At 63.0% G+C, this 11,190-nt stretch carries 15 protein-coding genes and 1 tRNA gene; 9 read left to right on the forward strand and 7 right to left on the reverse strand.

All coding sequences use genetic code 11. From position 1 onward, the window contains the following. Positions 1-17 precede the first annotated feature (17 nt). The 3 genes from cpdR1 to VGO12_RS26915 all read left to right on the forward strand — a co-directional run bounded on the left by cpdR1 (position 18) and on the right by VGO12_RS26915 (position 1,746). Positions 18-383 carry a response regulator CpdR1 gene (gene cpdR1 / locus VGO12_RS26905; protein WP_034786813.1) on the forward strand — a complete coding sequence of 122 codons (366 nt, stop codon included), beginning with the start codon at positions 18-20 and terminating at the stop codon, positions 381-383. 260 nt (positions 384-643) lie between these two features. After that, a tRNA-Val gene (locus VGO12_RS26910) sits at positions 644-718 on the forward strand. A 335-nt stretch (positions 719-1,053) separates the two neighbouring features. Next, positions 1,054-1,746 carry an alpha/beta hydrolase gene (locus VGO12_RS26915; RefSeq protein ID WP_327515779.1) on the forward strand — a complete coding sequence of 231 codons (693 nt, stop codon included), beginning with the start codon at positions 1,054-1,056 and terminating at the stop codon, positions 1,744-1,746. Between the two features lie 86 nt (positions 1,747-1,832). On the opposite strand, the gene VGO12_RS26920 is transcribed toward VGO12_RS26915, so the two are convergent. From VGO12_RS26920 to VGO12_RS26935, 4 genes are all read right to left on the reverse strand, one after another. Further along, positions 1,833-2,102: a hypothetical protein gene (locus tag VGO12_RS26920; protein WP_327515780.1), complete on the reverse strand. Its 270-nt coding sequence runs from the start codon at positions 2,100-2,102 to the stop codon at positions 1,833-1,835. 33 nt (positions 2,103-2,135) lie between these two features. Next, positions 2,136-2,327 (reverse strand): hypothetical protein, encoded by a 192-nt coding sequence (locus VGO12_RS26925; RefSeq protein ID WP_327515781.1) that lies wholly within the window; start codon positions 2,325-2,327, stop codon positions 2,136-2,138. A 98-nt stretch (positions 2,328-2,425) separates the two neighbouring features. Next, positions 2,426-3,364 (reverse strand): 4-hydroxy-tetrahydrodipicolinate synthase, encoded by a 939-nt coding sequence (dapA, locus tag VGO12_RS26930; protein WP_327515782.1) that lies wholly within the window; start codon positions 3,362-3,364, stop codon positions 2,426-2,428. A gap of 12 nt (positions 3,365-3,376) precedes the next feature. Then, positions 3,377-3,871, reverse strand: a complete 495-nt coding sequence (locus VGO12_RS26935; protein WP_327515783.1) for a hypothetical protein — start codon at positions 3,869-3,871, stop codon at positions 3,377-3,379. A gap of 418 nt (positions 3,872-4,289) precedes the next feature. Here VGO12_RS26935 and ilvD point away from each other — a divergent pair, with 418 nt between their 5' ends. Both ilvD and VGO12_RS26945 read left to right on the forward strand, forming a co-directional pair. Next, the gene (gene ilvD / locus VGO12_RS26940; protein ID WP_327515784.1) at positions 4,290-6,128 is read left to right on the forward strand and encodes a dihydroxy-acid dehydratase; all 1,839 of its coding nucleotides are present in this window, start codon (positions 4,290-4,292) and stop codon (positions 6,126-6,128) included. 148 nt (positions 6,129-6,276) lie between these two features. Beyond that, the gene (locus tag VGO12_RS26945; RefSeq protein ID WP_327515785.1) at positions 6,277-6,705 is read left to right on the forward strand and encodes a lipocalin-like domain-containing protein; all 429 of its coding nucleotides are present in this window, start codon (positions 6,277-6,279) and stop codon (positions 6,703-6,705) included. 21 nt (positions 6,706-6,726) lie between these two features. On the opposite strand, the gene VGO12_RS26950 is transcribed toward VGO12_RS26945, so the two are convergent. Both VGO12_RS26950 and VGO12_RS26955 read right to left on the reverse strand, forming a co-directional pair. Further along, positions 6,727-7,131, reverse strand: coding sequence for a GFA family protein (locus tag VGO12_RS26950; RefSeq protein WP_327515786.1), 405 nt, complete (start codon positions 7,129-7,131; stop codon positions 6,727-6,729). A 139-nt stretch (positions 7,132-7,270) separates the two neighbouring features. Next, positions 7,271-7,678 (reverse strand): GFA family protein, encoded by a 408-nt coding sequence (locus tag VGO12_RS26955; RefSeq protein WP_327515787.1) that lies wholly within the window; start codon positions 7,676-7,678, stop codon positions 7,271-7,273. A 95-nt stretch (positions 7,679-7,773) separates the two neighbouring features. Here VGO12_RS26955 and VGO12_RS26960 point away from each other — a divergent pair, with 95 nt between their 5' ends. After that, entirely contained in the window at positions 7,774-8,238 is a 465-nt protein-coding gene (locus VGO12_RS26960; protein WP_327515788.1) for a MarR family winged helix-turn-helix transcriptional regulator, read from the forward strand. An 11-nt stretch (positions 8,239-8,249) separates the two neighbouring features. Here VGO12_RS26960 and VGO12_RS26965 read toward each other — a convergent pair whose 3' ends face one another. Next, positions 8,250-8,696: a MarR family winged helix-turn-helix transcriptional regulator gene (locus tag VGO12_RS26965; RefSeq protein ID WP_327515789.1), complete on the reverse strand. Its 447-nt coding sequence runs from the start codon at positions 8,694-8,696 to the stop codon at positions 8,250-8,252. A 59-nt stretch (positions 8,697-8,755) separates the two neighbouring features. Between VGO12_RS26965 and VGO12_RS26970 the strand changes: the two genes are divergently transcribed. The 3 genes from VGO12_RS26970 (at position 8,756) to VGO12_RS26980 (ending at position 10,887) form a co-directional block, all read left to right on the forward strand. Continuing rightward, the gene (locus VGO12_RS26970) at positions 8,756-9,478 is read left to right on the forward strand and encodes a thioredoxin family protein (protein WP_327515790.1); all 723 of its coding nucleotides are present in this window, start codon (positions 8,756-8,758) and stop codon (positions 9,476-9,478) included. Between the two features lie 96 nt (positions 9,479-9,574). After that, the gene (locus tag VGO12_RS26975; RefSeq protein WP_327515791.1) at positions 9,575-10,051 is read left to right on the forward strand and encodes a DUF1579 domain-containing protein; all 477 of its coding nucleotides are present in this window, start codon (positions 9,575-9,577) and stop codon (positions 10,049-10,051) included. Between the two features lie 68 nt (positions 10,052-10,119). After that, the gene (locus tag VGO12_RS26980) at positions 10,120-10,887 is read left to right on the forward strand and encodes a VOC family protein (protein WP_327515792.1); all 768 of its coding nucleotides are present in this window, start codon (positions 10,120-10,122) and stop codon (positions 10,885-10,887) included. The last annotated feature ends 303 nt before the right edge of the window (positions 10,888-11,190 follow it).

Below are 11,190 nucleotides of genomic sequence, written 5' to 3' on the forward strand. Positions count from 1 at the left end.
GAAGCACGGCCGAATTCATGACTGCGAAAATCCTTCTTGCCGAAGACGACAACGACATGCGCCGGTTCCTGGTCAAGGCACTGGAGAAGGCCGGCTACAAGGTCATGTCCTATGACAATGGCGCCAGCGCCTATGACCGGCTTCGAGAAGAACCGTTCTCGCTTCTCCTGACCGACATCGTCATGCCGGAAATGGACGGCATCGAGCTCGCCCGCCGGGCGACCGAACTCGACCCGGACCTCAAGGTCATGTTCATCACCGGCTTTGCCGCCGTGGCACTGAACCCGGACAGCAAGGCCCCGAAGGATGCCAAGGTGCTGTCGAAGCCCTTCCACCTTCGCGACCTCGTCGACGAGGTCAACAAGATGCTGGCCGCGGCCTAACCACACCGGTTTTCCACAGGCGCGACCTGCCGCGACTGTACTGAATGCGACTTTGAAAAGGACCGCTGCGATCCACAGGGATCTCCGGCGGTCTTTTCGTTTCAATATCTTAGCAGAAACCCCGGAAATCCGGGCCTTGCCGGTGTCGCATCGGCTCGGCTCCAATGGCGAAATTTGCCGCTCTGAAAATTCTGTCAAAAAACCTTCGAAAACCCTATTGACGCGGCAACGGCTTTTGTGGTCTATGCCGCTCATCGGATGGGCGTGTAGCTCAGCGGGAGAGCACTACGTTGACATCGTAGGGGTCACAAGTTCGATCCTTGTCACGCCCACCATTCGAATTCAAAAGGCCTTTCGAGAAATCGAGAGGCCTTTTTCGTTTGGCCGCGATCCCCGCCGTTTCAGCCGGCCGCAACGACCGGCATTCCCTGTACAAAGTTTAATCTCCCCGCGTCATGGAAGAGCGACATCCAGGCGCTAGTTTGCATTGTCGACCCGACCGCATTCGCTGGGCAGTGAAGAAGGCAGATGCCATTCGCCATGGCGCCGACTTGCCTGTTTCATGGCGGGCAATCGGAGGTCGAAGTCATGCACGCAGACCAGCGGGCGGTATCGCTGATGTCACCGATGCCGTCCGGCCATATCTCCCGGAAAGAGAAAGGAACGGACCATGCCTGCCGTCAAGAACATCGTGCTCGTCCACGGCGCCTGGGGCGACGCCTCCCATTGGCGTCATGTCATCCCGCCGCTGCATGCCAAGGGTTATAGGATTGCCGCAGTGCAGAACCCGCTGACATCGCTTGCCGACGACGTCGAGCGCACCCGCAAGCTGGCCGAATCGCTTGACGGCCCGACCCTGCTCGTCGGCCACTCCTATGGTGGCGCCGTCATCAGCGGCGCCGGTCACGCCGCAAATGTCGTTGGCCTCGTCTATGTCGCAGCCTTCGCGCCGGATGAAGGTGACAGCCTCGGCAGCATCTTTGCAAGACGCGACGCGCCCTCCGGTGCCGCCAGCATCCGCCCGGACAAGGATGGATTCCTCTGGCTCGACCAGGCGACCTTCCGCCAGAGCTTCGGGCAGGACCTCAGCGAAACCGACGCCCTGGTGATGGCCGTGGCACAGAAACCGATCGCCGGGCGTTGCTTCGAGGACAAGGCCGGCCCGCCGGCCTGGAAGACGAAGCCGAGCTGGTACCAGGTCTCGAGCCAGGATCACATGATCCCGCCGGAAACCGAAGAGTGGATGGCCGAACGCATCAAGGCGAAGAAGATCATCACGCTCGACGCCAGCCATGCCTCGCTCGCGTCGCATGCCAAGGAGATTGTCGCATTGATCGACGAGGCGATCGCGTCGCTCGGCTAGTTGCCAGAGGCAAAGTGTCGGCACCGGTCGACGCGCCCCCCGGATACAGCATCAGCCGCGATTTGCCGCGGCTGATGCCCTTTCAATCATGAATGGGTCGTGCGCCGTCCTGCGACCCTTGCTCGACGTGAAAACGTGTCGAGATCGATCGCAGCACCTTCCGGAGCGCGGCACACCTCTTCCGGATGACGGTCGCTCGCCTCCACGGCGAAGTGGATGGCCGCGCTTTCGTTGGAAAAGAGGCCGCCGACCACGCCCTTTCGGTCGGAAACGACCCACCAGCCATGCCGGTCGCGACCGACGACGAAACGTGCGCGCGCGCGAAAGCCGCGGCGTATCTGTTGCGTACTGCCCATGATGTTATGGTTCCTGTTGATGATCAGAAGCGCTTAGCCGGCGATCCACGGAATGGCGGCCTGAATGCCGTAAGCAAGCGCAAGCACGATACCGAGCCTGATGCCGATGCCGAGAAAGGCATCGCGAACGGCAGTATCGCTGCCCCGGTCATTCTCCACATGTTTTGCCGTTCTTGCGCGCCGGCAGAGTTCGGCCTGGGCTGCGAGATGAGGAAGGCGTGACATTGATCTGTCTCCTTTGGTGGTGAGGGGATCGCCGCGCCCATCCGAAGCCTGAAAACAAGGGCATCGGGACAGGGCGGCCGAGGACAAAAGCAGAAGGTTCAGCTTGCGAGCGCGATGCGCACGCCACCGCCGATCAGGGTCTCACCCCGGATCTCGGTCAGCGGCTCGAGCGCCGCGCGGATCTCGGCGGCGGTTTCGGGCGCAACCGGCGTCAGCGGCAGGCGCATTTCCGGGCTGAGCGCGCGCACCAGATGCAGCGCGTATTTGATCGGGCCCGGATTGGTCTCGCGTTCAAGCGCGACTAGGAGCGGCCGAAGCCGTTCATGGATGGCAATGGCGGCCGCGACGTTGCCGGTGGTGATCGCCTGATGCATCGCCACGGTCAGCCGTGGCACCACATTGGACACCACCGAAATGGTGCCGTGGCCGCCGCACAGATTGAACGGCAGTGCGGTCTGGTCGTGACCCGAGAGCTGGCGGGTCCGGGTCTTCACGGCCGCCGGAGAAGAGAGGAAACGGCCGATGTCACCGGTTGCATCCTTGATGCAGACGATGCCCGGTAGCTCCGCCAGCCGCTCGAGGGTCCGCGGCGCCAGGTCGACGCCGGTACCCGAGGGCACGTTGTAGACGATGATCGGCAGGTCGACGGCTTTGCTGACCGCCTCGAAGTGGCGAAAGAGCCCCTCCTGCGAAGGCTTGTTGTAATAGGGTGCAACGACGAGTGCCGCATCAGCCCCGAGTGCCTTGGCTTCCGCCGTCAGGTCGATCGTCGTCTCGGTGCTGTTTGAGCCGGTGCCGGCGATGACCGGGATCTTGCCCTCGGCCACTTCGACGCAACGCTCGATCACCATCGTCCGCTCGGCGCGGTTAAGCGTCGGCGCCTCGCCGGTGGTGCCACAGGCAACGACACCCGAGATGCCATGGCGGATCTGCCATTCCACCAGCGACATCAGGCCGACAGTATCGACCTTGCCATCGCGAAACGGGGTGACGAGCGCCGTGATCGCCCCTTCGAGGCGCAACGAATGCATGTTCATGACACGTGTCCTTCAGGTGGGAAGATTGCCGCGGACGGCAGCGCCGGCGGCCAGTTGATGGCCGCGGCAGGAGCGCAGGAAGGCGCCGAGGATCGCAGCCGCCAGATCGGCGTGCCGCGCCTTGAAGGTGATCCGACCTCGAGCGTGCGGTTGGTAGCGCAGCGCGCAGGTCCAGAGCCCGAACTCATGGCCAAGCGTGCGCAGGCAGAGTTTCGCCTGCGTGGTGGATGTCAGGTGTATGACCGCTTCGACCAGCGCGTCGGCCGCCATCAGGTCGCTGAACCGACGCGACGGCCAGTCATCCTCGGCAAGACCCGGCAGTTCCCGAACGATCCGCACGGCCTCCCAGACGTGGTGCTCGCGCAGGCGGCGAACGGCCGTCAGCCGCAAGAGCAAGGCATCCAAGGCATCATGAGGGCGTTCGTCACCTTCCGGCCGTTCATGCGCTGCCTGACTGGACAGGCCGCCGAGGGCGTGAACGGGAAAGCTGAAATCGTGAAGGGGCATGGCACTCGTCCGCAGTCGATGGCGTATTCGATGGCTGAGAGGCTAGCGCCGCCCTGCGTCCGGATTCGATTCCGACTTTCGGTGCCCGGCATAAGATTTCCGTAAAGCTGCCGGATTGGCGCTGTGCAAGGCGCCGGCCCATCGCCAGAGCGCCGTGCGTTCACCCGAACACACAAAGGACGCTCCGGCACTTTGAGGCTAGAGCATCTTTCCGCCCGCAAGTGATTCCACTTGAAGGCAGGATGCTCTAGATTGGCGTCAGGGAGACGGAAACCCCGTAAAACGCGGCCGCGCGGCGTCGAAATAATCTGACGCAAAAGATGACGCGCACGCAATTTTGCGCTAGGTAGCCGCTTCTGTGGCGATCGAGATCGTCGTTTTCCAGTGCAATGCCCCCCGTCCGTGAAGGAACATGCCCATGCCCGCCTATCGCTCACGCACCACCACCCACGGCCGCAACATGGCCGGCGCCCGCGGCCTCTGGCGCGCTACGGGCATGAAGGACGGCGATTTCGGCAAGCCGATTATTGCGGTGGTGAACTCCTTCACCCAGTTCGTGCCCGGCCACGTGCACCTCAAGGACCTTGGCCAGCTGGTTGCCCGCGAAATCGAGGCCGCCGGCGGCGTCGCCAAGGAATTCAACACGATCGCGGTCGATGACGGCATCGCCATGGGCCATGACGGCATGCTCTATTCGCTGCCCTCGCGCGAGATCATCGCCGACTCGGTCGAATACATGGTGAACGCCCATTGCGCCGACGCCATGGTCTGCATCTCCAACTGCGACAAGATCACCCCCGGCATGCTGATGGCCGCACTCCGCCTCAACATTCCCGCCGTCTTCGTCTCGGGTGGGCCGATGGAAGCCGGCAAGGTCGTGCTGCACGGCAAGACCCATGCGCTCGACCTCGTCGATGCCATGGTCGCCGCTGCCGACGACAACATTTCCGACGAGGACGTCAAGGTCATCGAGCGTTCCGCCTGCCCGACCTGCGGCTCCTGCTCCGGCATGTTCACCGCCAATTCGATGAACTGTCTGACCGAAGCGCTGGGCCTGTCGCTGCCGGGCAACGGTTCGACGCTGGCGACGCATGCCGACCGCAAGCGCCTGTTCGTCGAAGCCGGCCACCTGATCGTCGACATCACCCGCCGCCACTACGAGCAGGACGACAACGGCGTCCTGCCGCGCAACGTCGCCTCCAAGAAGGCGTTCGAGAACGCCATGGCGCTCGACATCGCCATGGGCGGCTCGACCAACACCGTTCTGCACATTCTCGCCGCCGCCCACGAGGGCGAGGTCGATTTCACCATGGCCGACATCGACCGGCTGTCGCGCAAGGTTCCCTGCCTGTCGAAGGTGGCGCCCGCCAAGAGCGACGTGCACATGGAAGACGTGCACCGTGCCGGCGGCATCATGTCGATCCTTGGCGAACTCGAAAAGGGCGGCCTCATCAACCGCGATTGCCCGACGGTGCACAGCGCCACGATCGGCGACGCCATCGACCGCTGGGACATCACCCGCACGTCGAGCGAAACGGTCCGCAATTTCTTCCGTGCAGCACCGGGCGGCATCCCGACGCAGGTCGCCTTCAGCCAGGAAGCGCGCTGGGACGAGCTCGACACCGACCGTGAAAAGGGCGTCATCCGCTCGGTCGAACATCCCTTCTCCAAGGACGGCGGCCTCGCGGTCCTCAAGGGCAACATCGCCATCGACGGCTGCATCGTGAAGACGGCCGGCGTCGACGAGAGCATCCTGAAATTCTCCGGCCCGGCCCGCGTCTTTGAAAGCCAGGATGCGTCGGTCAAGGCGATCCTTGCCAACGAGATCAAGGCCGGTGACGTCGTGGTCATCCGCTATGAAGGCCCGAAGGGCGGCCCTGGCATGCAGGAGATGCTCTATCCGACGAGCTATCTGAAGTCGAAGGGCCTCGGCAAGGCCTGCGCGCTGATCACCGACGGCCGCTTCTCCGGCGGCACCTCGGGCCTGTCGATCGGCCACGTTTCTCCGGAAGCGGCCAATGGCGGCACGATCGGGCTGGTGCGCGAAGGCGACATGATCGACATCGACATTCCGAACCGCACCATCAGCCTGCGCGTCGACGAGGCGGAACTTGGCCGTCGCCGCGCCGAGCAAGATGCCCAGGGCTGGAAGCCGACCGAGATCCGCAAGCGCAAGGTGACGACGGCGCTCAAGGCCTATGCCGCCTTCGCAACGTCGGCCGACCGTGGCGCGGTACGCGACCTCGGCGAGCTTTAAGTTTCGCGCAGACAACAAACAACAAGAAGGGGCTGCCGCAAGTCGGGGGCCTTTTTTGTTGCTCGTTTCTGCCCGCAAACTGCGTATCGCTTTGCCGGAGCCCACCCGTCTGCTATTTTAGTCAAACCTAAAATCAGACAGGTGGATCATGACCAACGAGTCCGAACTGCTCGGCACGTGGAAGATGCTGTCCTGGACACGGGAGGTCGTCGCCACCGGCCAGGTGAGCGACGCCATGGGGCCGAGGCCCATCGGCTATCTCTCCTACTTCGCGGATGGCCGCATGAGCGCTGTGGTGGTCAAGCGCGACCGCCCACAGTTGAAGGGGCTCGTGCCGTCGCACGACGAGAAGGCGGCGCTGTTCGATTCCATGCTTGCCTATTCCGGCTCCTACACGCTCGAAGACGGCCGGATCATCCATCACGTCGATGCGAGCTGGAACCCTGCCTGGGGCGTGTCCGACCTGATCCGGCCCTTTTCCGTGGAAGGTGACCGGCTGGTAATCTATGGCGCGCCGGGCATAGACCCGGCGACCGGCGAGGAGGTCATCTACCACCTCGAATTCCGCAAGATGTGACGGACTGCTCGACCGCGCGTGTCAGAGGTGGCGCGTTTCGGCCGGCGCGTGGAACCAGTTGTTGTTGCGCCCGTCCATGTACTGCACCGGCGCTTCGGCGAGCACCGCCGGATCGAGATCGTCGAGGCAGGCGACGTTGACCGAATAATAGGCGCCGCCGATTTCCTCGATGTAGCCATGACCGAAGGCGGCAACCCCGCATGTCCTGCAGAAGCGGTGATGCACGCTGTTGCTGTTGAACTGGTAATCGGCGATGCCGGCCTCGTCGCACTGCAGGCGAAAATCGTCGGGCTTGACGACCGCCCCCCAATAGCGCCGCTTCCAGCAGATCGAGCAATTGCATTTTCCGGTGCCGGCATCGAGATCGATATCGGCCTCGTAGCGGATGGTTCCGCAATGGCAGCTTCCCTTGTACGTCATTTTCATAGCCGTCGCTCCTGCGTGCCGGGCCAGGCTGGCCCCTGTTGCCACCCACCCGGCGCGCGATACGCAGCCGGGTGAAGTTCATGCAGTGCATTTGCCATATTGACAATATGTTGTCAAATTATTTGATTTCCGCGATCTGTCAGAGATGGCGGCACTCCGCGGGCGTTTCGTCCCATCGGTCGTTGCGACCATCCAGATACTGCACCGGCACGTTGGCGAGAACGGAGGGATCGACATCGTCCAGCGTGGCGATATTGATGCTGTAATAGGCGCCGCCGAGTTCCTCGACATAACCATGGCTATAGGAGACGATGCCGCAGGCCGGGCAGAAGCGATGATTGCCGACCTTGGCACCGAACTGATACAGCCCAACCTGATCTTCCGGCGACAGGAGACGAAAATCCTCCGGCTGGACCTGTGCACCCCAGTAGCGGGCCCTGGCACAGAACGAGCAATTGCATCGCGTCGTACCGGCGTCGAGATCGAAAGTCGCTTCGTATCGCAGCTTGCCACAATGGCAACCACCCCTGTAAGTCCTTCTCGCCATGCTCTCTTCTCCCTTGCTGAAATGGCTTGCTGAAATGACCGCATCATGACAACATGATGTCACAATAACATCCACACAACGGCGGTGCAGTCAACATGAAAGACCCTGATCGTACGCCCGCAGGAGACGCCTTTGCGGAGTTCGCCATATCGGTGCTACGACTTGGCGGCCCGCTGACGCAGGCCGGGGACGCACTCGCCAAGCCTTCCGGACAGACGAGTGCCCGATGGCAGGTGCTGGCTGCGGCAAACTACGCCCCGATGTCGGTTGCCGATGCTGCGCGCGCGCTCGGCCTTGCGCGCCAGGGGGTGCAGCGCATAGCCGACCTCTTGGAGACCGACGGGCTGATCGACTACAGAGACAACCCGACGCACCAGAGGGCCAAGCTCATGGTTCTGACGACGGCCGGCGAGACCGCGCTGCACGAAATCAAGGAGCGGCAAGCGACCTGGGCGGACCGCCTTGGCGGCGCGCTCGGCGAAAGACGGCTGCGGCAGGCCTCTGCCCTGATCGCCGAGGTGATCGAGGTGCTCAACGAGCGCCCTGCGCCGGGGGACTGAACGACCGCCGGTCAAGCCAACCTTAGGAGATCCACACGCAGGCGGCCCGGGCCGCCATCGCCGAGCACCGGATCGAGCGCCTCATGCAAGTTGCGCCAGATCGGCACGGCACGCGCCAACAGCGTCTGCCCCTCCGGTGTCAGCCGCAATCGCCGCGACCGCCGGTCGTCGGCATCCGGGACGCTTTCGACCAGGCCGCGCCGCTCCAGCGGCTTCAATGCCGCCGTCAAGGTCGTCCGGTCCATGGCAAGCAGCTGCGCCACCGAACCCATGTTCGGAGGCGCCGGACGGTTGAGCGACATCAGGAGGGAGAACTGTCCGTTGGTGATATCGAGGGGACGCAGCGCCTCGTCGAACCGGCGGGCGATGGCGCGTGCGGCACGCTGCACGTGCAGGCAGAGGCAGGTGTCCTTCACATGCAGGGTCGTGTCGAACGAAACGAGCGGCATTTTTGACATGCCCGATTAATGTTGATATCAACGTAATTAGTCAAGTGCGGTGTTTAGGAGGAGCAGGCATGAGACAGGAACACGCAGTCGTATCGCCTGAGGAGTGGTCCAGCGCGCGCAAGGCGCTGCTGGCGCTGGAAAAGGAGCACACGCACCTGCGCGACAGGGTCAACGCCGCCCGCCTGGCATTGCCCTGGGTGAAGATGGAGAAGACCTATGTCTTCGACACGCCAGCCGGCAAGAAACAGCTTTCCGAGCTTTTTGACGGGCGCAGCCAGCTCGTCGTCTATCACTTCATGTTTGGCCCCGGCTGGGACGCCGGTTGCCCCGGCTGCTCGTTCCTCGTCGACCATTTCGACGGGATGCTGCCGCATCTCAACCATCACGACGTGACGCTGGTCGCCGCTTCGAACGCATCGCTTGCCAAGATCGAAGCCTACAAAAGGCGCATGGAGTGGCATTTCCCCTGGGTTTCGGCCGAGGGCAACGGCTTCAACCGCGATTTCCATGTGGCCTTCTCGCCGGAGGAACTTGCGAGCGGCGCGGTCTCCTACAATTTCACAGAGATCGAAAGCGCCAATGCCCACGAGGAATTGCCCGGTCTCAGCGCCTTTCAGAAGGGCGACGACGGGGCGGTCTACCACACCTATTCCAGCTACGCCCGCGGGCTGGAAGAACTGGCCGGAACGCTGATGCTGCTCGACCGGGCGCCCAAGGGCCGCAATGAGGGCGGGACGATGGATTTCGTGCGCCGCCACGACGAATACGACCAGAAGCGCAACGCCGGCTAACGGGTCCGTCGCGGGCGGAACCTTTCGCCTGCAGACGCGTTCTCATGAAACTCGCGCGCCGGGTCGATGGTCCGTGCCCGCCGGAAAGAGGCCCCCGTGACGGCAGAACCGGAAGAAGCGCATCGCTGGCTCGAGCAGATCCTGGGCGATTGGCAGGTTCAAACCTCTGGCCCAGACGGCAAACCCGATGGCAGCGGAGACTGGACGGAGCACGTGCGTTCGCTTCAGGGCATGTGGGTTGTCTGCGAGGGCCAGGGGACCATGCCGGACGGCAGCTTCGGCCAGACGCTGATGACACTCGGCTTCAGGCCGGAAACCGGCCGCTACGTCGGCACCTGGGTCGGCTCAATGATGCCCCACATGTGGCTTTATGACGGAGAACTCGATGCGGACGGAACGTCGCTGGCGCTTTATTGCGACGGACCGGACTTCGAGAATCCGGGCCGCACGGCGCGTTATCGGGACGTCATCACGCTCATGGACCATTCCCGTCGCCGGCTGAAGGCCGAGGTGCAGACGTCCGACGGACGCTGGAAACACATGATGACGGCGCAGTACCAGCGCCGCGACTGAGAGCAAGGCACACTGAGGGCAAGGCACAAGGCACGCCGCTACGAACCCCCGCACACTGGAGGAAGACAATGGCAGATCACGGCAAATTTGTCTGGTATGAACTGATGACGACCGACATGGCCGCGGCCGAAACGTTCTACAGGGACGTCGTCGGCTGGGATGCGCGCGATGCCGGCATGCCCGGGATCAGCTATACGCTGTTTCATGTCGGCGAGATTCCGGTGGCGGGCCTGATGACGATGCCCGACGGCGCGCTCGAGATGAAGGTGCCTCCCGCCTGGCTCGGCTATGTCGGCGTCGATGACGTCGATGCGACGGCGGACAAGATCGCAGCCAAGGGCGGCAAGGTTCACCGCGCGCCGGACGACATCCCGGGCATCGGCCGCTTCGCGGTCGTCACCGATCCGCACGGCGCCGTATTCTCTATCTTCAAGGGGATCGGCGATCCGCCTCCGGTCACAGATCCGATGACACCGGGCCTTGTCGGTTGGCACGAACTGGCCGCTGGCGATCTCGATACGGCCTTTCCTTTCTATGCCGAGCTCTTCGGTTGGACCAAGGATCAGGCGATGGACATGGGCGAGATGGGTATTTACCAGATCTTTGCCCAAGGCGGCGCGCCAATCGGCGGGATGATGACCAAGCCGAAGGAAGTCCCCTCGCCCTACTGGCTCTACTACATCAATGTCGCAGCGCTCGATGCCTCGATCGAGCGCATCAAGGCCGGCGGCGGCAAGATCGTGCTGGAGCCGATGGAGGTCCCCGGGGGCGCCTGGATCGTCCAGGCGCTCGACCCGCAAGGCGCGTTGTTCGCACTGGTCGGTCCAAGACGGTAATTCCCGGGACGAACGGGTCGCCTCCGGTATCTCTCCCCGGCTTCACCGCGTCTCGACTGTTGGGCGACGTCTTCTTGCGCAACAGTTTCTGAAGTAAAACCGGGGCAATGCAAAGATCAGGCTCGCCTTCCGCAAGAAGGCGGGCCGCTTCTGTTGTTTGAGTGAGATCAGAATTTGGCGTCAATGCGGGCAAACGGAGGGGCCTGCCCTGCGTCTGACGCATCCCTCGGTTGCGGTATCGCCCCTAGTATTTAAGGGTATTTCAAGATTATTTAACATCTTATACGATAAGTGGGGCGGCAA

It is taken from the genome of Ensifer sp. (assembly GCF_035999135.1).
Classification (GTDB): domain Bacteria; phylum Pseudomonadota; class Alphaproteobacteria; order Rhizobiales; family Rhizobiaceae; genus Ensifer.

Excerpts from the sequence above, each read along its gene's own strand:
- VGO12_RS26980 (WP_327515792.1), top strand. The coding sequence starts at position 10,120 with ATGGCAGATCACGGCAAATTTGTCTGGTATGAACTGATGACGACCGAC.
- cpdR1 (WP_034786813.1), top strand. The coding sequence starts at position 18 with ATGACTGCGAAAATCCTTCTTGCCGAAGACGACAACGACATGCGCCGG.
- VGO12_RS26955 (WP_327515787.1), bottom strand. The coding sequence starts at position 7,678 with ATGGCGAGAAGGACTTACAGGGGTGGTTGCCATTGTGGCAAGCTGCGA.
- VGO12_RS26960 (WP_327515788.1), top strand. The coding sequence starts at position 7,774 with ATGAAAGACCCTGATCGTACGCCCGCAGGAGACGCCTTTGCGGAGTTC.
- VGO12_RS26920 (WP_327515780.1), bottom strand. The coding sequence starts at position 2,102 with ATGGGCAGTACGCAACAGATACGCCGCGGCTTTCGCGCGCGCGCACGT.
- dapA (WP_327515782.1), bottom strand. The coding sequence starts at position 3,364 with ATGAACATGCATTCGTTGCGCCTCGAAGGGGCGATCACGGCGCTCGTC.
- VGO12_RS26915 (WP_327515779.1), top strand. The coding sequence starts at position 1,054 with ATGCCTGCCGTCAAGAACATCGTGCTCGTCCACGGCGCCTGGGGCGAC.
- VGO12_RS26965 (WP_327515789.1), bottom strand. The coding sequence starts at position 8,696 with ATGTCAAAAATGCCGCTCGTTTCGTTCGACACGACCCTGCATGTGAAG.
- VGO12_RS26970 (WP_327515790.1), top strand. The coding sequence starts at position 8,756 with ATGAGACAGGAACACGCAGTCGTATCGCCTGAGGAGTGGTCCAGCGCG.
- VGO12_RS26950 (WP_327515786.1), bottom strand. The coding sequence starts at position 7,131 with ATGAAAATGACGTACAAGGGAAGCTGCCATTGCGGAACCATCCGCTAC.
- VGO12_RS26945 (WP_327515785.1), top strand. The coding sequence starts at position 6,277 with ATGACCAACGAGTCCGAACTGCTCGGCACGTGGAAGATGCTGTCCTGG.
- VGO12_RS26925 (WP_327515781.1), bottom strand. The coding sequence starts at position 2,327 with ATGTCACGCCTTCCTCATCTCGCAGCCCAGGCCGAACTCTGCCGGCGC.
- VGO12_RS26935 (WP_327515783.1), bottom strand. The coding sequence starts at position 3,871 with ATGCCCCTTCACGATTTCAGCTTTCCCGTTCACGCCCTCGGCGGCCTG.
- ilvD (WP_327515784.1), top strand. The coding sequence starts at position 4,290 with ATGCCCGCCTATCGCTCACGCACCACCACCCACGGCCGCAACATGGCC.